The 25,236-nt window shown below is 32.4% G+C and carries 19 protein-coding genes; 18 read left to right on the forward strand and 1 reads right to left on the reverse strand.

Annotated elements, in window-relative coordinates; genetic code table 11:
- Positions 1 to 47 precede the first annotated feature (47 nt).
- From L1I30_RS13415 to L1I30_RS13485, 15 genes are all read left to right on the forward strand, one after another.
- A complete protein-coding gene (locus L1I30_RS13415) occupies positions 48 to 1,844 on the forward strand; it encodes an ABC transporter ATP-binding protein (RefSeq protein ID WP_236134813.1) in 1,797 nt (598 codons plus the stop codon).
- Between the two features lie 18 nt (positions 1,845 to 1,862).
- Positions 1,863 to 3,326, forward strand: coding sequence for a capsular polysaccharide export protein, LipB/KpsS family (locus tag L1I30_RS13420; RefSeq protein WP_236134814.1), 1,464 nt, complete (start codon positions 1,863 to 1,865; stop codon positions 3,324 to 3,326).
- Positions 3,327 to 3,329: 3 nt separating this feature from the next.
- Positions 3,330 to 4,253, forward strand: a complete 924-nt coding sequence (locus L1I30_RS13425; protein WP_236134815.1) for a glycosyltransferase — start codon at positions 3,330 to 3,332, stop codon at positions 4,251 to 4,253.
- Positions 4,254 to 5,783, forward strand: a complete 1,530-nt coding sequence (locus L1I30_RS13430; RefSeq protein WP_236134816.1) for an aldolase catalytic domain-containing protein — start codon at positions 4,254 to 4,256, stop codon at positions 5,781 to 5,783.
- A gap of 1 nt (position 5,784) precedes the next feature.
- Positions 5,785 to 6,465: an acylneuraminate cytidylyltransferase family protein gene (locus tag L1I30_RS13435; protein ID WP_236134817.1), complete on the forward strand. Its 681-nt coding sequence runs from the start codon at positions 5,785 to 5,787 to the stop codon at positions 6,463 to 6,465.
- The gene (locus tag L1I30_RS13440; protein WP_236134818.1) at positions 6,452 to 7,084 is read left to right on the forward strand and encodes an HAD family hydrolase; all 633 of its coding nucleotides are present in this window, start codon (positions 6,452 to 6,454) and stop codon (positions 7,082 to 7,084) included. Before L1I30_RS13435 ends, L1I30_RS13440 begins: the two co-directional genes overlap by 14 nt.
- The gene (locus L1I30_RS13445; RefSeq protein ID WP_236134819.1) at positions 7,071 to 7,808 is read left to right on the forward strand and encodes a glycosyltransferase family 29 protein; all 738 of its coding nucleotides are present in this window, start codon (positions 7,071 to 7,073) and stop codon (positions 7,806 to 7,808) included. Before L1I30_RS13440 ends, L1I30_RS13445 begins: the two co-directional genes overlap by 14 nt.
- On the forward strand, positions 7,805 to 8,962 hold the full coding sequence (locus L1I30_RS13450) for a glycosyltransferase family 4 protein (protein WP_236134820.1): 1,158 nt from the start codon (positions 7,805 to 7,807) through the stop codon (positions 8,960 to 8,962). The genes L1I30_RS13445 and L1I30_RS13450 overlap by 4 nt, the downstream gene beginning before the upstream one ends.
- Before the next feature lie 69 nt (positions 8,963 to 9,031).
- On the forward strand, positions 9,032 to 10,222 hold the full coding sequence (locus L1I30_RS13455) for a glycosyltransferase family 4 protein (protein WP_373314953.1): 1,191 nt from the start codon (positions 9,032 to 9,034) through the stop codon (positions 10,220 to 10,222).
- A gap of 123 nt (positions 10,223 to 10,345) precedes the next feature.
- On the forward strand, positions 10,346 to 10,957 hold the full coding sequence (locus L1I30_RS13460; RefSeq protein ID WP_262911066.1) for a sugar transferase: 612 nt from the start codon (positions 10,346 to 10,348) through the stop codon (positions 10,955 to 10,957).
- Between the two features lie 2 nt (positions 10,958 to 10,959).
- Complete coding sequence (locus L1I30_RS13465; RefSeq protein WP_236134822.1) at positions 10,960 to 11,559, forward strand: acetyltransferase; 600 nt, start codon at positions 10,960 to 10,962, stop codon at positions 11,557 to 11,559.
- A gap of 3 nt (positions 11,560 to 11,562) precedes the next feature.
- Positions 11,563 to 12,741, forward strand: coding sequence for a DegT/DnrJ/EryC1/StrS family aminotransferase (locus L1I30_RS13470; RefSeq protein ID WP_236134823.1), 1,179 nt, complete (start codon positions 11,563 to 11,565; stop codon positions 12,739 to 12,741).
- Between the two features lie 17 nt (positions 12,742 to 12,758).
- Positions 12,759 to 14,735, forward strand: coding sequence for a polysaccharide biosynthesis protein (locus L1I30_RS13475; RefSeq protein WP_236134824.1), 1,977 nt, complete (start codon positions 12,759 to 12,761; stop codon positions 14,733 to 14,735).
- Between the two features lie 187 nt (positions 14,736 to 14,922).
- On the forward strand, positions 14,923 to 15,579 hold the full coding sequence (locus L1I30_RS13480) for a polysaccharide biosynthesis/export family protein (protein WP_236134825.1): 657 nt from the start codon (positions 14,923 to 14,925) through the stop codon (positions 15,577 to 15,579).
- Between the two features lie 5 nt (positions 15,580 to 15,584).
- On the forward strand, positions 15,585 to 17,984 hold the full coding sequence (locus tag L1I30_RS13485) for a GumC family protein (RefSeq protein ID WP_236134826.1): 2,400 nt from the start codon (positions 15,585 to 15,587) through the stop codon (positions 17,982 to 17,984).
- A 4-nt stretch (positions 17,985 to 17,988) separates the two neighbouring features.
- Here L1I30_RS13485 and L1I30_RS13490 read toward each other — a convergent pair whose 3' ends face one another.
- Positions 17,989 to 18,732: a tyrosine-protein phosphatase gene (locus tag L1I30_RS13490; protein ID WP_236134827.1), complete on the reverse strand. Its 744-nt coding sequence runs from the start codon at positions 18,730 to 18,732 to the stop codon at positions 17,989 to 17,991.
- An 86-nt stretch (positions 18,733 to 18,818) separates the two neighbouring features.
- On the opposite strand from L1I30_RS13490, the gene L1I30_RS13495 reads away from it, so the two are divergent.
- The 3 genes from L1I30_RS13495 to L1I30_RS13505 are packed head-to-tail and all read left to right on the forward strand — an operon-like array spanning position 18,819 to position 25,234.
- Positions 18,819 to 20,153, forward strand: coding sequence for a capsule assembly Wzi family protein (locus L1I30_RS13495; RefSeq protein ID WP_236134828.1), 1,335 nt, complete (start codon positions 18,819 to 18,821; stop codon positions 20,151 to 20,153).
- A 44-nt stretch (positions 20,154 to 20,197) separates the two neighbouring features.
- Positions 20,198 to 24,772 carry a PAS domain S-box protein gene (locus L1I30_RS13500; protein WP_236134829.1) on the forward strand — a complete coding sequence of 1,525 codons (4,575 nt, stop codon included), beginning with the start codon at positions 20,198 to 20,200 and terminating at the stop codon, positions 24,770 to 24,772.
- Between the two features lie 30 nt (positions 24,773 to 24,802).
- A complete protein-coding gene (locus tag L1I30_RS13505; protein WP_236134830.1) occupies positions 24,803 to 25,234 on the forward strand; it encodes a response regulator in 432 nt (143 codons plus the stop codon).
- Positions 25,235 to 25,236: the final 2 nt, after the last annotated feature.

Below are 25,236 nucleotides of genomic sequence, written 5' to 3' on the forward strand. Positions count from 1 at the left end.
TTTATAACAATAATATTAGTAGTTTTGGGTAATTCTATAAAACTTGTATGAATTATAAAGATTTTTTGAAAAAATACTTTCACTTCTTTACATACTTCCATAACTATTTAGGTTATAGGATTTTCATAGCATTGATCAGTAGCGTATTAGTTGGTATTCTGGATGGAGTTGGTTTAGCATTGTTTATACCTTTAATAAGAATGATAACTGGTTCCCCAATGGGTGCATCATTAAGTGGTAAGGAAAATTTTATCAGTGAATTGGTATTAGATACTTTTAACATTACCCCTAATTTATTAAATGTATTTATGCTGATATTTATATTCTTTTGTTTTAAAGGAATAGCTAAATTCTTCGAGTCTTATTTAAGAGTGGTATTTCAGCAAGTTTTTATGAGAAAAGTACGTCTTGCAAATATAGATTTACTAAATAGTTATGATTTTCAGAAATTCCTTAAGTCAGACGCAGGTAGAATTCAAAATACTCTTAGCGGAGAGATAAATAGGCTAAACTCAGCTTACATTCATTATTTTAAATCTTTTCAATTAGGAGTCCTAGTTCTTACCTATATTATATTTGCCTTAGGAGTAGACTGGAAATTTACATTATTAACAGTCTTTGGAGGTGTAGCTGTAAACTTCATCTTTAAATATCTCTATAAACGAACAGTTTACTTTTCTAGGATGTTCACCTTAAAAACCCATTTCTTTCAAAATTTATTGGTTCAAAAAGTATATCTATTTAAATATTTAAAAGCCACAGGATTAAATGCCGTATATGGAGAAAAACTGAAAAGTAGTATTCATGATATGGAAGGCATACAGAAAAAAGTAGGATTAGTGGATGCTTTATTAGGAGCATTACGGGAGCCATTGAGTATAGTAATCGTATTTTTAGCAGTATTTTTAAATATTCAGTTTTTTGATGAAAGTTTAGCAAATGTAATGTTGAGTTTGCTATTACTATATAGGGCTATTACATTCTTTATGACCATGCAGGAACAATGGAATAGTTTTCTGGGTGTTTCGGGAAGCTTGGAAAATATGCGTGATTTTACCAAAGAATTGGAAAGGGGAAAAGAAAAAAACGGTAAAATTATATTTGATACGTTTAAGGAAAAATTAGTGTTTAAGGATGTAACATTTAGCTTTACTTCAAAAAAGAATATTTTAAGTCATATAAGTTTTACAGTTCATAAAAATGAAACTCTTGCTATAGTTGGGGAAAGTGGGGCAGGTAAATCTACAATGCTCAATGTTCTTTCCGGGTTACTCCTTCCTACTTCCGGGATGTATTACGTAGACAACATTCCTATTCATGAGTTTGAAGCTCAAAGTTTTAAAAAGCGTATTGGGTATATAGTGCAGGATGCCACAATTTTTAATGATACAATATATAATAATATAAGTTTTTGGGCACCAAAAACCCCTGAGAATTATAAGCGATTCTTGTATGCAATTAAAAAATCTGCTATCGATGATTTTATTTTGAACTTGCCTAATAAGGAGGACACCTTGTTAGGTAGTAATGGTATTAATATTAGCGGCGGGCAAAAGCAAAGGCTTTCTATAGCAAGGGAGTTATTTAAAGAAGTAGATTTTTTACTGTTGGATGAAGCAACCTCCGCTTTAGATACTGAAACCGAAGCTATAATACGAAATAATATTTATAAACTTAAAGGTGAGTACACTATAATTATAATAGCGCATAGACTAGCAACTATAAAAAATGCCGATCGAATAATATTAATGGATAAGGGGGTGATTAGTGCAATTGGTTCATTCGAAGAATTATTGCAATGCTCATCCAAATTCAGAAAAATGGTGAGTATTCAAAACTTGTAATTCCATTAAACAATTTTCATGAAGATATTTATAGCGTCCATATATAATATTGATAGTTATTCTCGCGGAATAATGCCCGATGTTTTGCAAGACAGCATTAACAAATATTCTAATGCAACTATTTATTACTTAAGTTGTTACAATTCGTTTGATGTTTGTTACTTTAATCCTGATAAAAAACCTGATATCTGTTATAGGTGTAAAACTGGCGCTAAAAATACTTTAAGATTGGTTAATGGAGAATTTACAGATCTAAGTATTAATGATATAGTTACGAATGAAGACAAAAATACAGCCATTAACTTTTACAGAGATAAAAGTAGGGTAAGTTTTAATGATGTTTATGACGAGTTTGAAGTTGGGGCATCTACGTTATCCACCTATATTTCTATAACTCGTGACCGAGATTTATTTAATGCTGACGCATCCTTTGTTAAAGAACTGGCCATTAACGCTTTAAGTTTATACTTGGGTTTATATCGTTTTTTTAAAAGTAATGAAATTGATGTAGTCTATAACTTTAACGCTAGGCAAGAATATGTTAGAGCTGTTTTAAATGCCTCCTTAAAAGCAAATATTGATTGTTATAATGTAGAGCGGGCGAGAATGGGAGGTTTTATTGAGACTTATAAAAATGTTTTACCTCATAATATATCAACAAAATGGAAACTTGTTCAAGATTGTTGGAGTGAGAGCCGCTTAAGTGTAAAGGAGAAAGAAATAATTGGATCGAGTTTTTATGATAGACAGGGAAAGGGGGAAAGTATAATTTTCCAATCGTACACCTCCAATATGGAAAAGGGAAGCTTGCCACCGTATATTTTAGGTAATAAAAAAAACCTAGTGCTTTTTAATAGTTCAGATGATGAGTTTGCAGCAATGGGTGAAGAATTTCAGAACCCATTTTTTAAAAATCAGAATGAAGGTCTAGATTATTTGGTTCATTTGGTGGGCTCGAAATTACAGGGATATAATCTTATAATTAGGATGCATCCCAATTTATCTGGGGTTACTCATAAATTTGTTGAACAAATAAAAGAATTGCATCAACTGTATCCAAATATTTATGTAGTTCCTCCAGAAAGCAAAATAGATACATATGCATTAATGGATACTGCAGATAAGGTTATCAGTTTTGGATCGACCACTGGCTTGGAGGCCAATTATAGAAATATACCTGTAATTTTATTAGGTAAAAGTTTTTATTTCTATGCAAACGTGGCCTATATTCCCACTAAGAAGGAAGACCTAGAGGACTTACTTTCACAAGATCTTCAGTTAAAACCAAGAATAGATGCGTTAAAATTTGGTTTTTATTACTTACGAGGGGGGAGTAAGACACAATATTACTTTGAAGATAATAAAGGAAAAGGAGTGTTTTTTAAAACTAAAAGAATTCATTTTTTTACTTTAAAACAGCGAATTAAGAATCAGTTCATTAAATTAATGTATCAATTTTTTAAGATGCGCATTAGACTATAATGTATGTTAAAAACTAGATTTGCTGCTTTTGTAATGACATTTGAACGACCCGATGTTCTTGTTGAGACAATTAAAAAAATTCAATCTCAAAGTTTTCCTCCAGCAGTAGTTTTAATAGTAGATAATAGTAACAATTACACTACACAGGAACGTTTACAGAAAGAAAATTTAATCGGTATAGAGTACTTAAGAGTAGGATATAATAGTGGCCCGGCAGGAGCAGCTTACTTAGCGTTAAAGCATTTAACCAACCTCGGATTCGAATGGATATATTGGGGAGACGATGATAATCCACCTAGAGATACAACAGTTTTTGCAAATTTAATGGGTGCAATGGAGAAGCTAACTTCTCAAGGGATAAAGCTCGGTCTCTTAGGGGAAAAGGGTGGGAAATTTAATAGTTTTTCGGGTCGGATTAAATCACTTTCAAATTTTGAATTGAAACAAGGGGAATATTTAGAAGTTGATTCTATACCGGGAGGACATAGTATGATTGTGAATACCGAAGTTATTAAAAATAAAATTTTTCCTAATTCTGATCTTTTTTTTGGTTTCGAAGAGTTTGACTTTTGTTTGAACATAAAAAAATCTTCTTTTAAGTTAATGATCACGACTGCACCTTGGCTTAAGGTAAGAGAGGAAAATAATCTTAGCAATAAAGAATATAGATGGAGGGGAAATTCTTTTGGTAAATCCGATCAGTTACAACGAGAATATTACAGCACAAGAAATTTACTTGATATTTTTTATAAACATCATTATTATATACCTTTTGTAATTCTTTTAATCAAAAGTTTTGGGAAAATGCTTTTAGGCTTCAAATATGGAACACATTATGGTAGAAACATGTTTTTAATTCAGTCTCATGCAATAACTGATTTTTTTAAGGGTAATTTTGGCATGAAAAAGCATATTAATAGACTTTAAATGAAAGATAAGGATCAAAATAGATTAATGATTTTGGATTGTACTCTTAGGGATGGTGGGTACTATACGAATTGGGATTTTAAACAGGAAATTGTTGATACATATTTTGCAACCCTTAATAATTTGCCTATTGATTATATAGAAATTGGTTATCGTTCCTTACCCTCAAAAAAATATGCTGGAGCTTATTATTATTTGCCCGAATTCTTATTAAAGGAATGTAGAGGAAAATCCTCTAAAAAATTAGCTATTATTCTAAATGAAAAAGAAATTTCATCTAGGGATGTAGCAAATTTACTTCAACCATGCGTTGGAATTATTGATTTAGTGCGTATAGCAGTTGATCCCAAAAACTTTAATAGAGCAGTACATTTGGCAAAGACCATTAAGGATTTAGGATTTAAAACTGCTTTCAATTTAATGTATGCAAGTAATTGGAAGAATTTATTTGAAATTGATGCAGATATTGAGATTCTAAACGAGGTGGTCGATTATTTTTATGTAGTAGATTCTTTTGGAGGGATGTTGCCCGAAGAAGTAGAAACTTTATTTATAAAGCTTCAGCAGTATTTAATAATACCTCTTGGATTTCATGGACATAATAACTTAGAATTGGCTTTCGCTAATACCTTGGCTTCAATTTCTGCTGGAGCCAGTATAGTAGATGCAACAGTATTTGGCATGGGGAGGGGAGCTGGTAATTTAAAAATGGAACTGTTATTAACCATTCTACATAAAAAATATGAATATAATATTAATTTCGATGAGTTGCATCATCTTAGTAATTTGTTTATAAAATTGAATAACACCTATAATTGGGGAAGCAATCTTCCATATATGATTTCCGGGGCGCATTCATTAGCACAAAATAATGTAAACTCTCAGGTGAAAAAACGGTTCTTTTCATTAAATGATATAGTTCCAAAAACTAATCAAAATTTGGATGTATTTAATCCATTACCTTATATTAACAAGGTGGATGTTCCTTCTATAAGTAAAATAATTCTTGTAGGTGGTGGAGGGAGTACACAAAGTCATAAAAAGGTACTGCAGCAATTCATCCAGGGAGATAAAGACATGGGGGTTGTCTATGTGAGTTCTAGAAATGTAAATATATTTCAGCACTTTTCGAATCCGCAGTTTCATTGTTTGCCAGGAAGAGAGGTTGGGCGATTGCACAGTATTTTTAATAGCCAATTAGAGAATAGATTTTTTATTATACCTCATTTAAACTTAATAAATAAATCGTATCCTAATAAGTTTATTTCACGTACTCAAGTTTTGGAGAGTGTAACTAATGAAATATCTGCAACAGAAATGGCTTTTAAATTGATTAACATGATGAACCCTTTAGAGGTTTATATCACCGGTTACGATGGTTATGGTGCAAGGGCTAATAGTTTACAAAGAGAACTTTTTGAAGAAAATCAACTTCTTTTTAACAAAGAGCTCAAAATGGGGAGAAATTTAAAAATGATTACCCCCAGTGAGTATGATGTACCGGTTGAATCTATTTACCAATTATTATAGAATGTCTGTATCTGTTTTTATACCTGTAAGAAAAGGAAGCGAAAGAGTAAAACGAAAGAATACCCGAATCTTTGCTGGTATAAAAGGAGGTTTACTATATATTAAACTAAAACAATTGGAGTCAATAAAAGGTGTAGATGAAATTATAGTCTCGACCAACGATGAAGAATGTCTAAGTATAGCTCAGAATTTTACCTCATCCATACCAATTCTTAAGGTAATTGAAAGGCCTACTGAATTGGGATCATCCAAAACCTTGTTAACCGATCTTATATCCTATGTTCCCACATTAACTAGTTCCGACTATATTTTATGGACTCATGTTACTTCCCCCTTCTGCAATACTTTACACTATGAAAATGCGATAACAATTTTTGAAAATAAACTTAGGGAAGGATATGACTCGTTAATAACAGGACGAAATTATAGTGACTTTTTACTGAATCCAGCATCAAACAAAATAATAAATAATAGAACCGATCTTGAATGGCCTAGAACACAAGATCTTATGGAATTATTTGAGATTAATAATGCCATTTTTGTAGCTCATCGTAAAGCATACCTTAAATCCAACAGGGTTGGTATTAAACCATATTTAATGACAATGGATAAAATAACATCTTTAGATATAGATGATATGAGTGATTTTAAAATGGCAGAGATTCTTTATGGTAAACTTTAAAAATAAGACGGTAATACTATGGGATTTTGATGGAGTAATTTTAGACTCTATGGAGGTTCGAACTAAAGGCTTTAAAACAGTACTTGGCTCTTTTCCGGAGAAAAAAGTTCAGGAACTTGTTAACTTTCATTTAAAGAATGGAGGGTTGTCGCGATATGTTAAATTTAAATATTTTTTCGAACAGATTATTAAAGTCCCTGTAAATTCTAATGATGTTGAAAAATATTCAAATATGTTTTCGGAAATCATGCTTGAAATTTTGCCTAATAAAAAGCTTTTAATACCAGATTCACTAAATTTTATAATTGATAATCAGGAAAAATTTGAAATGCATATCGTTTCAGGGTCGGATGAAAATGAACTGAAGAAATTGTGTTATGCATTAGATATAACTAATTTATTTAAATCCATTCAGGGCTCTCCGGTGCCTAAAACAGATCTTGTAAGTGAAATCTTGGCTAGAGAGCACTATTATAACTCCTCGGTAGTTTTAATTGGTGATAGTATTAATGACCATGATGCAGCCATCCAGAATAGCATAGATTTTTTGGGTTACAATAACACCTTACTTTTGAAAAAAGGCCTGCCATACATAAAATCCTTTAATGAAATTGTTTAGAAGTATAAGTGCATTGTTCATAATGATGGTTTCCTTAAGAAGGTTTAATCCAAAGAAACAATTTAGAAACAAGCGCGTGGCTATTATTGGAGCAGCAAGTTCAATACTGCAAGAAGAAAAAGGTGATTATATTGATAATTTTGATATAGTTATTAGAATTAACAAGGCCGGTTGTACTAACTATAAAATTCACAAATTATTCTCAGGTGAGAAATGTACCCATCTTTTTCATAGTTTCTATGAAAATGAATTTAGTGGAGGCGGACCGTTAGAATGGGACCATCTTAATGCCTTAGGTATAAAAAAGGTGATTAATCCCAATAATAGTATTAAAGGTTTAATTACACATTTGAATTTTTATAAAAGACATTTAAAATTTTATAGAACCTATATATTAAAAGCTAGAGCCTATTCCGAGATAAATGAACATTTAGAAGGATGGATACCAACTGTCGGATTTTCTGCAATCATATCAGCTTTAAAATCTCCCTGCAGGGAAATTTATCTAACGGGTTTTACCTTTTTTAAAAGTAGCTATATTGATAATTATAGAGATGATTTAGTTGATATGGATAAGAATGAAGCACATATTAAAAAACAAGGTCTTCATAATCCTGATCTGGAATTTGAAATATTTAAAAAAGAAGTTTATAGTTCTACCTGTAAAAAAGTTACACTTGATAAAGAACTACAGCGTTTACTAGCTGTAAATTCAACACTATGAAAATATTATATTACAGCACTTCTTTTTATGCCAATCATGGTGGAAGTATACAATCTATCGAGTTTTATAGTCAGCTGGACAAAATGAATGCCGTAACAAAAAAGTTCATTCATCCTAAACATCCGTCCTCAAAAAAGTATAAAACCGATAGAAAATACAGCTTTCGTGATATACTTCGGAGGATACCATTACTTCAGGTGTTATTTTTCTATAGAAGGAACAAATTTAATTATAACTCCTTGGTTAATCGAATTAAGGATGTAGACCCTGATGTGGTTATAATTCAAATTGATTCTAACTTTTTACAAGTAAAGCGGCTAAAAAAACAATTTCCAGAATTAAAAATTGTTAATCAGATTAACGGATCCCCTTTCGATGAACCTTTTAAAAATATCGCTTTTAAAAACTATTTTTTGAAAGAGCAAATCAAGTCCTATCAAACTGCTGATGTTAATATTTTTATTTCTGATTTTTCCCGAGGACGAATTATGAAAGGTGCTATAAACACAAAGAGAGATATAGTAGTTCATAATGGGACAGACCCTTCCAAATTCTATCCTATTAAAAATAAAACCGAACTAAGAGAAAAATGGAATTATCCCCATGATGCTTTTATTCTTGGTTACATAGGAACATTGGATTTTCATAAACAGTTGGAAATATTGATAGATGCATTTAATGAAATATGCTCCAATTACCCTACACTCTTTTTAGTGATAATTGGTGATGGTCCTGCAATGTCAAAAATTTCATATCATATTAATGAGTTGGGCATTTCTAACAGAGTAAGCTTGCGCGGTTGGGTTAATCATGAATATGTTAATTCACATTTAAATTGTTTTGATATAGCCGTCCACCATTTTGCCAATACGTATATGAACCCCTTGAAAATTTTTGAATATTTATCTGCAGGTTTACCAGTTATTGCACCAGATATTCCATCGATAAGAGAAACTTTTCAAGATCGAAAGGATTTGCTTATAACAGGGGAGTCTAAAGAAGAATTGAAAGTTGCTCTATTGGAATTGATAAATAATAATGGATTTAGGGAATTACTAAGTGAAAACCAGCATTTAATTCATGCCTTAGAAGGAAATTACACATGGGAACGATATACACAAAAAGTTATAGATGCCATCAAGAATACAGAATAACTCTACATATCCAGAATCAACATAAATTAAAGTTAATATTGCTGAGAGTCCAGTTCTGAAACTTTTGGGATGCTTAAATTTATTTACTTTTGCAAGAAAAATATTTTGTCCAAACTAGTTCGCATTACTACTATACCATTGTCCTTGGAAAAACTATTAGAGGGACAACTAACTTTTATGAATCAATATTATGAGGTGGTTGCTGTTTCAGCTGAAAGGGATCGACTTATAAAATATGGAATCGATAATAATGTTGCTACGTTTCATGTAGAACTAACAAGAGCAATTACACCTTTAGTCGATCTTAAAGCAGTTTGGAAACTTTATAAATATCTAAAAAAAGAAACTCCATTAATTGTTCATACTCATACCCCAAAAGCCGGAATTATTGGAATGCTAGCAGCAAAACTGGCCGGAGTACCTATTAGATTGCATACTGTAGCTGGTTTGCCTTTACTTGAAACCAAAGGTATCAAAAGGAGGATTTTAAATTCCGTCGAAACAATCACTTATTCTCTGGCAACCAAAGTGTATCCTAACTCTAAGGGGTTAGAGCAAATTATACTTGCTGAGAAATTTGCCTCTATTAGCAAATTAAAAGTTTTAGGAAGAGGAAGTTCTAACGGAATTGACACTTCATATTTTAATCCGCAACTATATTCTGAAGCGTTTAAATCGAATTTCAAATCGTCTATAGGTATAAATGCAAATAATTTCGTTTTTGTGTATGTTGGTAGATTAGTTTCTGAAAAGGGTATCAACGAATTAATTGCTGCATTTAATGAATTAAATGAAAAAGAACCAAACCTCAGTTTACTTCTGGTAGGTCCATTTGAAAATGAACTTGATCCACTTGAACCGGAAACACTTTCGCTAATTGATCAACATCCAGAAATATTTTCAGTGGGATATCAGGCAGATGTAAGACCTTATTTCGCTATTTCTAATGCGCTTGCATTTCCCAGCTACAGAGAGGGTTTTCCAAATGTCGTAATGCAAGCAGGGGCCATGAATCTTCCTTCAATTGTAACCGATATTAACGGATGCAATGAAATCATCACTAATAATTTTAATGGATTAATCATACCGGTTAAAAATAAAAATAGTCTATATGAAGCAATGTATAATATGTTAATGGATAGTAAATTACTGGAAATTATGAAAGGTAATTCTCGTAAATTAATAGTTGCTAACTATGAGAGAGAGGAATTTTGGAAAATTTTATTGGAGGAATATAGGGAGCTGGAAAAGAGACATTGAGATAAGCAGCTTGAATAGTTCAAAAAATTGTATTTTCGCGAACATTTACAAGGTTTTCTAGAAAATTCATATAAATGAATTTGACTCCTGATCTTGTGAAGAAGTAACATATAACGAAACGATTTGAAAGTATATAGGGAAATATTTAAACCGGTTATAGATTTTATAGTTTCGTTTACGGCATTATTAATTCTATCACCGTTATTACTTGTTTTTACAATTCTTTTAGCTTTGGCAAATAAAGGAAATCCTTTTTTTCGTCAAATCAGACCTGGGAAAAACGCCCGTCTATTTAAAATTGTAAAATTTAAAACAATGACTGATGAAAAGGATGAAAACGGAAATCTTCTTCCCGATTCCCATCGGTTAACTAAAATTGGAGCTCTGGTTAGAAAGACTTCTGTAGATGAAATTCCACAGTTGTGGAATGTTTTAATGGGGGATATGAGTTTAATTGGTCCAAGACCTTTACTTCCAGAATACCTTTCTTTATATAATAAAGACCAGGATAAACGCCATTTGGTAAAACCCGGAATAACCGGTTGGGCTCAGGTAAATGGTAGGAATGCTATTAGCTGGAAACAGAAATTTGAATATGATGTATGGTATGTTGAGCATTTGTCACTCTTGTTAGATTTAAAAATTATATTCAGAACTATTAAGAAAGTGCTAATTTCAGAAGGTATAAATGCATCTAACATGGCTACTACTGAGGCTTTTAATGGAAATAATTAAATATGAACATTTACGGAGCAAGTGGGCACTCAAAGGTTATCATTGATATTGCAAAGTCAAATAATATCCTAATAGAAAACATTATAGATGACGATTTATCTGTAAATGAAATATTAGGCTATTCTGTTAAACATAAGGTTGATGAAGAGCTGTTAGCTTCTAAGACAATTTTAGGAATAGGGAATAATAGTATACGTAAAAGGGTTTCAGAATTATTTAAAGGCGCGATCCATCAAGCTATTTTTCACCACAGTGCAGTAGTGTCCCCTTTCGCTATAATTGATTGTGGCACGGTTATTATGCCTAATGCCTCCATAAATGCAAATGCAGAAATAGGAAAACATTGCATTATTAATACCGGAGCTATTGTGGAACATGATTGTGTTCTCGAAGATTTTGTGCATATCTCCCCCAATTCATCATTGGCAGGGGGTGTTAAGATTGGTGAGGGAACCCACGTGGGAATAGGAGCATCCGTAATTCAGGGCATTTCAATTGGCAAATGGGTTACAATAGGTGCGGGTGCTGTAATCATTAAAGATATTCCTGATAATGCTGTAGTCGTAGGCAATCCGGGTAGAATTATAAAATACATAGAATAAGATATGGAAAAGAGCAAGATATGGCTCTCTTCCCCCCATATGGGAGGAACTGAACGGAATTATGTTAAGGAAGCATTTGATGGAAATTGGATTGCTCCTTTAGGGCCAAATGTTATTGGTTTCGAAAAAGCACTCGAAGATTATCTTTTTACCGGAATTGAAAAGTCTGATTATGGCGCTAGCAACAAAGGAGGAGTAGCCGCTTTGAGTTCCGGAACTGCGGCACTGCACTTAGCTCTAATTATATTAGGAGTTAAGCCCGGCGATGAGGTATTGTGTCAAACCATGACATTTGCTGCTTCTGCTAATCCAATCGCCTATTTAGGGGCAGTCCCAATTTTTGTAGATAGTGAAAAAGATACTTTAAACCTTTGTCCAATTCATCTGGAAGAGGCAATAAAGGATAGGATCAAAAAAGGTAAAAAGCCAAAAGCTATTATTGGAGTGCATTTATATGGCATGCCATACAAAATCAAAGAGATTAATAAAATTTCTAAGAAATATGATATTCCTGTTATCGAGGATAGTGCTGAAGCTTTAGGAAGCACATATAAAGGGCAGAAGTGCGGTACATTTGGTGATTTCGGAATTCTTTCTTTTAATGGGAATAAAATTATTACTACCTCAGGAGGTGGTGCGTTAGTTACCAGAAATGATGAGTTTAAGAATAAAGCAGTGTTTCTGGCAACACAAGCAAGGGATAATGCCCCACATTATCAGCATAGTGAAATTGGTTACAACTATCGTTTAAGTAATATTAGTGCTGGTATTGGGAGAGGACAAATGGAAGTTTTGGATAAGCACGTTCAGCTTAGGCGGGACATGCATGATTTCTACGTGGAAATTTTTAAAGAAGTTCCGGGAGTACATGTTTATTTAGAGCCTAATGAAGATTATTTCTGTAATAATTGGTTGAGTGTGATTTCGATAGATCCTGTTGAAGCTGGGGGGCTTACACGTGAGGATTTACGATCATGTTTAGAGTCTGAAAACATTGAAAGCCGTCCGTTATGGAAACCCATGCATTTACAACCAGTATTTAAAAATGTTCCATTCTATGGGGCCGGAATAGCCGAAATGCTATTTGAACAAGGCTTATGCCTTCCTTCAGGATCTAATCTAACTAAGGAAGATAGAGAGAGAATAGCGAATGCTATTAAAAAATGCTTTAAATTTAGTTAATTAATTTTCCGCAAGTAATGGCGAACAGATTAAAAAATGCGCTTAAATTTAGTTTATCTGGTGAAGACAACGCATTAGATTTACGCAATATAAAATACCTACCAAGATGGGTTGTTTTTCTTATTGATATTTGTCTGGTTTCGATATCATTTTTGCTTACAACTTTAATTATAGTAGATCTTACCCCAAACTATTACACCTTTATGGATTTTGCCAGTAAGGGGGTGATTTGTGTTCTAATTAATATTTTCTTTTTCTTTATTTTTAAAACGTATGCCGGTATTATAAGATATTCCTCCAATATCGACGCATTAAAACTAATATTAGCAACCGCCTGCTCTTTCATTACGTTGATAACCATCAATTATATAACATATTTCGTTATAGGTCAGAAAATATATCTTATAGGAGGATTGCTTATTAATTTATGGATATCTTTTTCTCTTCTTTTCTTATTTCGATTGGCTGTAAAACAGGTATATGAATATTTTAAAATAGCACAACGAAATGAGAGTTTAATTAGAACGGTTATTTTAGGAGCAGATGAAAATGCGATTTCCATTGCTGGAGCTTTAGATTTGGAGCACCCTAAAAGATTTAAGATTGTAGGGTTTTTGACTAAAACCAAACATAATAGAAGTATCAGGTTATTAGATAAGCCTGTTGTGAAGTATCAAGACACAGTTCACGAAGAAATCGAATCTTTAGGTGCAGCAGCAGTAATCTTGTCAGATGACAGTTATACCTCGGAAGAAAAATTTGCGTTGGTAGAAAACTGTTTGGAGAATAATATTAAAGTATATAATGCTCCAATTGTTTCCAATTGGGAAGATGACGATAAACCCATTGCCCAAAAGGTCCAAACCTTGCAAATAGAAGATCTTTTAGATAGGGAACCAATTGTTTTGGATAAAGAAAACAAAGAAGCTCAGCTAACAGGTAAAACTATCTTAGTAACAGGAGGAGCTGGCTCTATTGGTAGTGAAATAGTAAGGCAGGTAGCTCATTATAACCCCAAATTGCTGATTATTTTGGATCAGGCGGAAACGCCACTTCATAACCTTCAATTGGAGGTAGGTTCAAAATTCCCTGATTTAAATTACAAATGTATTATATGTGATGTTGGGAATTTGAAACGATTGGAATTAATGTTCCAAAACAATAATATCAATGTTATATATCATGCTGCTGCCTATAAGCATGTACCATTGATGGAGGCAAATCCACACGAAGCTGTATTTGTGAATATTAGTGGTACTAAGAATTTAGCTGACCTTTCGGTGAAGTATAATGTGGGGCACTTTGTAATGGTTTCCACCGATAAAGCTGTTAATCCCAGTAATGTCATGGGAGCTTCAAAAAGAGCTGCTGAAATGTATGTACAATCCTTATTTCACAGTGACCTAAATAAGGGAGAATTTTCAACAAAGTTTATCACTACAAGGTTTGGAAATGTATTAGGCTCAAACGGATCTGTGGTTCCTCTATTTAAAAAACAAATACAGAAAGGTGGCCCCGTTACTATTACCCACCCAGATATTATAAGGTATTTTATGACCATTCCTGAAGCTTGTCAGTTGGTGTTGGAAGCAGGAACAATGGGTAATGGAGGAGAGATTTTTGTTTTTGATATGGGAGAGCCAGTTAAAATTATGGATCTGGCAATTAAAATGATCAAACTCGCAGGTTACGTTCCAAATCAGAATATCAAAGTGAAAATTACCGGATTACGACCTGGAGAGAAATTATATGAAGAGTTGCTAAATGACGAATGTAAAACTTTACCTACGCATAATAAAAAAATTATGATAGGGCTAGATACGGTGCATAATTATGATGTCATAAATGAAAAAATCATCAAAATAATAAAGTCTGCAAATAAACTTAAAAATGATAAAATTGTGGCAAAGCTAAAGGAACTTATTCCTGAATTTATCAGTAATAACTCTACCTATCAATTGTTAGATAAAGTCAATGAAATCCGAGAAAAATAATTTTTAAATTTTTAATCTGTGTTAGAGTTCTATATTTGTACTTATTAACATGGATTCCAATTATACTATTAGTAAATCCTATTATATGAACTATAAAATTTTCCTCTTACTAAGTTTACTGATTTTATCCAGCTGTTCTACCCGAAAGGAAATTGTTTATTTTCAGGAGGCGGAAAAATTGGATAATATGAAGAATCTAGTCGACTTTGAACCAGTGGTGCAAAAAAATGATATTCTTCATATCAAGGTTACGTCTTTGAATTCTGAAGTAGCTGCTCCTTTTCAAATGGAGTCAGGAAATGAAGGAGGAGGTAGCTCTCAGCAGAATCCTGCTTTAAGAGGATATTTAGTCGATATTGATGGAAATATTCAATTTCCGGTTTTGGGTAAAATTGAAGTTGCAGGTAAAACGCGTAGTGAATTAGAATCTTTTTTAACATCTAAAATTAGAGATTACGTTACCGATGCAGTAATTGCGGTACGCTTTTTAAACTTCAGGATTACCGTATTGGGGGAGGTTGGTTCTCCTGGTGTCGTTTCTGTTGAAAATGAGGTGATTTCTTTTCCTGAATTGATTGCATTATCAGGGGATATATCATACAATGGTAAGCGAAAAAATATTCTAGTTATTAGAGAAGAAAATGGCGTTAAATCTGTTGGGAGAGTAGATATTACCAGTGCCGATGTTTTTAAAAATCCTTATTATTATTTAAAACAAAATGATATAGTGTATGTTGAGCCTACTTACAGACAAGTTAAATCAGCTGGTTTTATCACCAGTTACACTGGTTTGATATCATTAGGAACAACAATACTTAGTCTTATTATACTTTTTACGCGATAATCTGAATGGAAGAATTACAAGATTTTACTGAAGAGAAAGAATCAAATTTTGATTTAAAAGCTGAGATATATAAGTATTTAAGACATTGGAAATGGTTGGTGTTTGGATTCTTAATTGGAGGATTGATTGCCTATTTATATAACAGGTACACTATTCCTCAATATCATTCTGAGGCTTCTATTATGATTTTGAATGAGGCTGAAAATAATATTGCTGGAGCTTTGCCGTCTGGAGGTGGGTCTATTTTATCTATTGGAAGCAATACCTTAGATAATCAAATAGTTACATTAAAGTCAAAACGTTTGGTGAAGAAAGTTGTGAAAGAACTCCATCACAATATCTCTTATTTTTTGGAGGGAAATGTTATTACTATAGAAGCTTATAAGAGCAGTCCTTTAGTTATAAAATTTATTACTCCTGATTCTATTGTAGATGGAGTAAGCAAAACCTTATTTGTAACACCTAAATCTGATACTACATTCGAATTAATCGATGAGTCTGTTGGTTATAAAAAGGAGCACAAGATAGGAGAGAAAATTGAATTAGATAATTTAGAATTTTTTATCGTTCCTCGTGCAGGGATGAATAATTTCTCACTTCGAAATTCGAACACGGTTCAAATTAATGTAACTCCCATAGATCAGGTTACAGCAAATTATATTTCTAAATTGAGTATCGGGCCTAAAGGGAAAGCCCAAGACATATTGTCTCTTTCAATTATTCAGGAAGAAAGTAGAAAATCTGAAGATTTTCTTAATAATTTGATGTTCCAATTTAATAAAGATGGTGTTGCCGATAAAAGACAAGTTGCTTTAAGTACTACTGAATTTATACAGAATAGATTGGAATTGATTACATCCGAACTGGATTCTGTAGAAGGGGGTATGGCTAGTTTTAAAAGAGAAAATCAATTTATGGATGTTTCTAGTGGTGCTCAGGAATATTTAGCTAAGTCATCAGCTGCTGAGAAACAAATCTTTGAAATTGAAACTCAACTCATGATTATCAGATCTGTTCAGGAGGTATTGAATTCAAAAAAGAATTATCAACTGTTGCCCTCCAATATGGGTATTTCCGAAGGAAGTATAAATGGATTAATAACTTCTTATAATACACTTATTCTTGAAAGAAACGCTTATTTAAGAACATCTACTCCACAAAATCCGGTTGTTGTAACACTTACTAATCAATTGGATTCGTTAAGAGAGAATTTAACAGATAATATAAACAGTACTATAAATTCTTTGAATATTCAGTTGTCCGAACTGAATCAATTAGAGAGGAATTCACAAGGAAAGTTCAGTGCTTTTCCAGGAATGGAAAAGGGAATGAGAGGGATTGAACGTCAACAGCAAATAAAGGAACAGCTATATTTATTCTTATTACAGCGTCGTGAGGAAGCGGCTATCGCATTCGCAGTTACCTCTCCAGTGGCTAAAATAATTGATCCTGCCTATACGATTAGTTCTCCAGTCGATCCAAAACCATGGCTTATATTAGTAGGAGGCTTTTTAATTGGCCTTATTCTTCCCTTAATTATAATATTTGCTAAGTTTATGTTAGATACAAAGATTCATCATAAGGGTGATCTTGCCGATTTAACTAAAAATATTCCTTTCTTAGGTGAAGTTCCTAAAATAAGTCCCGGAAGTGAGGAAGTTATCCAATTAAACGATCGCTCTCCCTTAGCCGAATCTTTTAGGATCCTGCGTACTAATTTGGCCTATTTAATGAAAGCCAAAAAGGAAAATAGAGGTGAAATAATATTTGTGACCTCCACGATCAAAGGAGAAGGAAAGACTTTTGTTTCATATAATTTGTCTCGTACTTTGGCTTCAACTAGAAAAAAAGTGCTGCTAATAGGGGCTGATATTAGAAATCCAAAATTACACAGGTATACTGATTTAAACTTGGAAACTAAAGGTTTGTCTGATTATTTATATGACTTAGATTTAAAACCATTAGATATCATTACTTCTTCAGAGAATGAGGACATCGCTGTGGACTTGATTTTATCGGGATCTATTCCACCGAATCCTGCTGAATTATTTATGAGTAACAGAATGGAAGTCCTACTTCAAAAACTTTCAGAAATATATGACTTTGTTATTGTTGATACTGCTCCAACAATGATTGTTACTGATACGCTGTTAATTAGTCCTCTTGCAGATACGACACTTTATGTAACTCGAGCTGGTTACACTGATAAAAAGTTGCTTGATTTCCCTAAGGACTTAAAGCAACAAGGTAAGCTGAAAGGTTTAGCTATTATTTTAAATGACGTGGATTATTCTAAATTTTCCTACGGAGCACAATATGGTTATTCTTATGGATATGGATATGGATATGGAGTGGAGAAAGAATCGAAACTAAAAAGAATTATGAAAGGAAAATTTAATAAATAATATTTTAAAAAGTTTCTTTTGTTTTTTCAACTATTTTTGAAATTGCAAGAAGTTGCTTTTTCTTTAGTTGAATAGAAGATAATTTTTCTATATGCTGGATTCTGTGAGTGTCACTTCCTATAAAATCTATCATGCCTTGTTCTATTAATTTATAGGCAATTTGCTGCATACTCGTTCCATAATGAGAAGAAAGCGAAAGGGCATTTACCTGAAAATGACAGCCTCTACTTTTAAGATCCTCATATTTCCTCAGATCTTTATTATGAAAATAAGCGTATCGCTCTGGATGTGCTAAAACAGGCTTATAGCCTTTAGTTTGAAGTGTGAATAATATTTCATTAAGATTGATTGGGGCCTGGAAATAAGACATTTCCACAAGTACTAGATTGTCTTTAAGTGTTAGTAATTCCCCTTTTTCTAACAAATCTAAAAAACTTTGATCCATCATATATTCTGCCCCAACTGAAATTTGGCTGTCTGCTAAGTCAGATTTTGAAAGTAAACTTTCTTTTACTGTATCTAGTGCTGCATTAATACTATCTGGTGTATTGGGATAATAATCATTCATTACATGAGGTGTAGCAATAAATTTATTAATTCCATGATTATTAAATTTTTCTAATAGACCAATTGTTTCATTAACGTTAGCTGCACCGTCATCGATTCCAGGTAAAATATGATTATGGATATCAGTAATACCTGATAAATGATCAATGAGAAATTCCTTTTTTTGAAAAATGGATAACATAAAAAACTTTTTATCGTGTAAAATTATATATTTTTAATACCAATATCTACTAAACAGATAATTACCTCAATGTTATAGAAATTTATATGAAATATACTTTACTTTCAATAATAGTTTTACTTAGTTTGAGTGAAATTAATGCACAAATACATTTTTCTGGAATCGCCAGCGCAAAAGGGGTCTTGTCCTCTCAGGAAGGACTTCCTTTCTGGATGTATACCAATCAACGTGGAAGGTTAGATGAGAGTTCTAATTTCTCTAGCTGGATATCGGCAAACGCAAGATATCAGTTAAATGAAAATGCCAACTTAGAAGTAGGTTTGGGTGCTTTGTATCATGATGGATATAATAATGAATTTCGGTTGGATGAATCTTACATAGGTTTTGATAATTCCTGGTTAGTTGCAAGCTTGGGGAGAAAGCAAAGAGAAGAGCTTTATAAAGGATTAAGCGCAACCAATGAGAATATATTATGGTCGTTGAATGCGCGACCTTTGGCTGGGATTAGTTTAGCTACCAAAAACCCATTAACCTTATGGCGGGAAGGTGGATTAGCATTTACTGCCAGTATTGAAGAATTTATCATGGATGATGACAGGTATGTTGAAGATACTCGTTTACATCATAAGAGTTTTCATTTGATTTTCAGTAAGATCAAGAATTTTGAAATTACTGTGGGAATGCAACATTTTGCGCAATGGGCGGGCACTTCTCCCATCTATGGCAAGTTACCTGGCAGTTTTAATGATTATATGGATGTGTTCACTGGAAATGAAGGAGGTGATACGGTTGACGGGGAAGAGGTAAACGCTCTGGGGAATCAGTTAGGGAGTTATGAGGTGTATATTAATACTACCATCAATAATTACAACGTCCAATTTATTTATAATCATTTATTTGAAGATGGTTCGGGGTTAGTATTAAGAAATACGCCCGATGGACGTTATGGTATCTTTATAGAAAGTCCTGAAAAGGATTCATGGGTGAATGCCTTTATGTATGAATTTTATTATACCAAAGATCAAAGTGATAAAAATATTACCACCGATGGGGAAGATAATTATTTTAATAATAATCTCTATCGTTCGGGTTGGACCTATGATTCTAAGGTATTAGGCTTACCTTTTATTACTCTTAATGATAATAGATTTAGAGTTAACAATAATAAGGTAGTAGCTCACCATGTTGGAATTACAGGAATTGCTTTTGAAAAAATGCCTTATAAAATCTTAACAAGCTATAGACAGAATTATGGAGCTAAAGGAAATGCTTATCGCAAAAATAATGTATTGTCTACATATTTAGATTTGGGAGTTTGGAATGGAATAATAGATATTAATTTCCAGGCAGGTACAGATTTTAGCGGTATTTCTTCTCCTAATTTTGGTGCTGGTATCCAAGTTACAAAGCAGTTATTCTAAAACTCAATTTCATTATTTACAGCCATTGAAAAACTTCATATAACATGTTGAATACTAACGATGCTCCACTTCGGGAAAAGATAATTCAGCAAGTTTTAAATGATTCTCAAGATTTTACTGGAAATAGCCATGAAATAGCCCTTATTCAAATAAAAAATGATGGTTTAATTTGCTCTTTCACAAAGGAGGCAAATCGCATTACTCAATTAAATTTTGAGAGAAAGCTTGACTCAATCAATTCCATTTTTGAACTTATTCCTACAAATAGATTAAAGGAATTTGCGACCTCTATAAAATTAAGTTTTTCAGGAATTTCCATTCCTGCATTCTCTTTAGAGGAAGAAAATCTAGAAAATCTAGAAAATCTCAAAATAGAATTTTTTCCTGTTTTCAACAAGGAAAATAAGGTAAAGAGACTTATTCTAAGACTAATGAATACGGGAAATGGTATTCGAATAGAAAATTTTGATATAAGAATTCAAGGAATTTTTGAAAATGCTTCTATAGCTATTTTATTAGCCAAACCTTCCGGGGAAATTTTGGATAGTAACAGAGTCGCTAATCAAATGTTCAATTATTCATCAATAGAATTGAAAGGCTTAAGAAGAGACAAGTTATTTGATAAAGAAGATAAAAATCTTTCCAATATTTTACAGGAGAGGGAAGTTAAAGGGAGTGTACGGGGAGTTTTGACAGGGATTAGAAAAAATGGGGAAAAATTTCCTGTCCAGGTTTATTCATCAGTATATATTGATAGTAAACAACAACAATACACAACTAATATTTTAATTGATATTTCTAAGCAAAAAGAGCAGGAAATAGCTTTAAGAAAAACTACGCTAGTATATCAATCTTTATTTCATAATCATCCGGATGCCGTTTATTCATTTGATCTTACAGGAAAGGTACAAACTGCAAATGCAAGTGCATTGAAGCTTGCAGAATTACCTAATAATGAAATTGAAGGGTTGAATGTTTTTAAATTTATTCCACCTCATGAACAAGAGAGAGTGAGGGAATTGTTCTTAAAAGCCCTAAATGGTGAAGTTCAAAATTATAAAACTGAGTTTATTGGTATTAATGGTACCAAGAGAATTATCAATGTAACCAACTTTTCCATAATTGTTGACAATGAAATTACCGGCTGCTTTGGTATAGCTAAGGATATTACTGCCAGTGAAAAGAACAAGGACATTATTAAAGAAAGTCAGGAAAGGTTTAAAACTATTTTAGATCAATCTTTGGATATGATTTGTAGTATTGATGGTGAAGGGTATTTTCGAGATGTAAATAAGGCTAGTTATCAAATTTTAGGCTACAGCCCCGAAGAGTTAATAGGAGGTAAATTTACAGATCTTATGCACTCTGAAGACATAGAGATTACCAAGAAGGTTGCACAGGAAATAATGGACGGTAGAAACCATTTAAATTTCTCGAATAGATATATCAAGAAAAATGGTGCAATCGTGCATTTAATGTGGTCGGTTAAGTGGGACCCTATTAACAAGATTAACTACTGCGTGGCAAAAGATGCTTCAAATATAAAAGCTTCAGAAGAAAAGCTGCTTAAGGAACGCAATATGTTAAGAACCATAATAGACAATATTCCAGACTATATTTTTGTGGTAAGCAATGAACATAAAACAATTTTAAGTAATAAAAGTTTTTATTCGGACTATTTAGGTGCGTCAAATGAAGAGTCAACATTAAATCTAATGCCTACTGATATATTTTCTTTAGAGGAAGGTTTAGAAATTATCAAGGATAATCAGCGCATTATAGATAGTAGGATTCCAGTTTTAAATAGAGAAGATATTATTTATGACTATAAAAAAAACAGGGAAGTAATCTTATTATCCAAAGTTCCTATAATATTGGAAAATGATGAAGTAGATGGTTTAGTAATAATAGCTAAAAATGTTACTGAATCCCATAGCTTACAAGCTGAGCAGCAGCTTTTAAATAAGCTGCTCAATTCATTAAGCGACGTTCCATCTTTAAAACAAGCGCTGTCACACATAATTGAGATAATTTCAAATTTTTTCAATTTTAAATTAGGAGAGGCTTGGGAAGTAGGTTACGATAAAAATGTAATTAGAAAAATATCAGACTATAATTTTACATCAGATGTAAGCAGTTTAGAACCGATATATAGTTTTAAGAAAGAGGCAGGACTACCGGGAATTACCTGGAGTACCGGGCAAATACAAATTTGGAAAAACCCGCTTGAAGATACCAGGTTTTTGAGAAAAGGATTATTAAATAAAGAAGAAATTTCTTTAGCCATTGGTGTTCCTGTTATTTTTAAGGATGAAGTTATTACAGTTCTCACCTTTTTTGGCAATGAGAAAATTCTTAAGGAGTTCGATATTGCAAAACTCCTTCCGCGTATTTCTTACCAAATCTCAACCAATATTCAGAGAAAGATTACAGAAAATCAATTAAGCAATATTTTTGAATATTCACCCAACCTGATAGCTGTATTAGGATTAGATGGTTATATCAAAAAAGTGAATCCTGCATTTCATAAAATTTTTGGGTATACTACAAAAGAATTGCTTAGCATTCCTTTTAAAGAGTTTTTGCACCCAGATGAGACGATGATTTCATTTAAAAAATTGAAAGAGGTTTCCTTAGGAAGAAATCCGGAACCCTTTCAAATAAGATGTTTAGCCAAGAATGGAGAATGGAAATGGATATCATGGACCCCGGCCGATTTTATTGAAGAGGAAAGGATCCTTCACATTTATGGTATAGATATTACCCCAATTAAAACGGCTAATCTTGAATTACTGAAATATCAGAATATCATAGAAAGTTCTAAAGATGGTATAGGTTTAATTTCATTAGAAAGAAACGAAATCTACTTAAATACCGCACTTAAGAATGCTTTAGAGTACTCAGTGTCTGAATTGAATAAAGATGTTATAATAGAAGAGATTTTTCTGAATAATGGCTTTGCAACTGATCTTTTTCAAACCCTTTTATTAGGAGAATATTGGAATGGAGATATGCAATTGAAAAGTAAAAGTGGTAAAATATTGGATTATCACCTTAGCTGCGGACCAATTATTAATGAAGCTGGAGAGTTGATCGCCATTTTTGGAATTCATAATGATATTAGTGAGCGTAAAGCACAAGAAAAAATTGTTTCAGAATACACAACCAGAGTTCAAAATATATTAGAAAGTATAACCGATGGATTTTATTTGTTAGATAGTAATTGGAATTTTATCTATTTAAATTCTGAAGCAGAAACCTTGTTGCAGTGTAAGAAAGAAGATGTATTAAATAAAAATATTTGGAACCTTTTTCCAGAGGCTGAAGATGATATATTTTATGAAAAATACAATCATGCAGTTAATACGGGGGTAAAAGTATCATTTGAAGGATTTTATGAGCCATTAAATATATGGTTCGAAATTAATGCCTATCCTGGTAAGGATGGATTATCTGTTTATTTTAAGGATATAACACAAAAAAAATATGCAAATCAAGAGATTAGAATAGCCAAAGAGAGATATGATCTGGTTTCTAAAGCTACTCGCGAAGCAGTATATGATTGGGATATCAATAATAATGTATTAGAATGGAGTGAGGCTTATTACTCTCTTTTTGGTTATGAAAGAGTTTCCAAACAAGAAAATATAGAAAATTGGGAACTTAATATTTATGAAGAAGATAGAGATAGAGTACTAGAAGATCTAAGTGCAGCTTTAACAAATTTCAATCAGGATAAATGGGAGTGCGAATATAGAATCACTATGGCGAATAAAAAAAATGCGATAGTTAGAGACAAAGGTTTTGTAATTAGAGATAAGAATGGTAGGGCCGAACGTATGATAGGTGCGTTACAGGATATTACCCAATTAAAGAGAAATGAAATTGAACTGAAATTGTTGAATGAGAATTTAGAAAAAAAGGTGCATGAACTGGCTGTATCTAATGCAGAATTAGAGCAATTTGCATATATAGCTTCGCATGATTTGCAGGAACCGCTAAGAATGGTTACTAGCTTTTTAACCCAGCTTCAAAAGAAATATGATAACCAGTTAGATAAAAAAGCTCAGCAATATATTCACTTTGCAACAGATGGTGCAGTAAGAATGCGACAAATTATTTTAGACCTTTTAGAGTATTCAAGAGTAGGAAAGATGAATTATCAATTTGAAGAAATTGATTTGAACAAAATGTTAGATGAAATTATTCATCTTCACAAAAATCTCATAATCGAAAATGACGCAATAGTGGTATATGAAAATCTACCAACAATACAAGCAGCAGGAACACCTTTACAACGCTTACTATCAAATTTATTGAGCAATGCTTTAAAATATCATCAAATAGGTAGAAATCCAGTAATACAAATTGAGGTAAAAGAAGATCCTGAATTTTGGCAAATAAGTGTAATTGATAATGGAATCGGAATTACCGAGCAGTTTTTTGATAAAATTTTTGTTATCTTTCAACGCTTGCATTCTAAAGATCAATATACAGGAACAGGAATTGGTCTTGCAATTTGTAAAAAAATTGTTGAAAATCATGAAGGTACTATCTGGGTGGAATCTCAGGTAGATAGAGGTAGTACTTTTCACTTCACCATCAAAAAACAATTTTAGTATCTTTACCCCACCTACAAAACGAATGCTATGAATCCTATTAACATATTACTGGTCGAGGATAACGAAGGAGATATTCTGTTAACCACAGAAGCGCTCTCTGAAGGGAAAATAGCAAATAGAGTGGATGTTGCAAGAGATGGTTGGGAAGCAATTCAGTTTTTGAATAAAAATGGAAAACATGAGCATGCCCTAACCCCGGATTTAATCTTATTAGATATAAACTTACCCAAATTAAATGGGCATGAAGTACTTCAAGAAATTAAATCTTCTGAAAATCTAAAACACCTACCCGTAATTATGTTAAGCACCTCATCTTCAGATCAAGATATAATAAGTTCTTATAAGAATTTTGCTAATTGTTATATCACTAAACCTGTTGAGGTGAACGATTTTTTAAAAGTGATTTCTTCTATTGAGAATTTTTGGGTATCTATTGTTCAACTTCCTAAAGAACAATAAAA

The organism is Gillisia lutea, from assembly GCF_021568705.1.
Taxonomy (GTDB): Bacteria; Bacteroidota; Bacteroidia; order Flavobacteriales; family Flavobacteriaceae; genus Gillisia; species Gillisia lutea.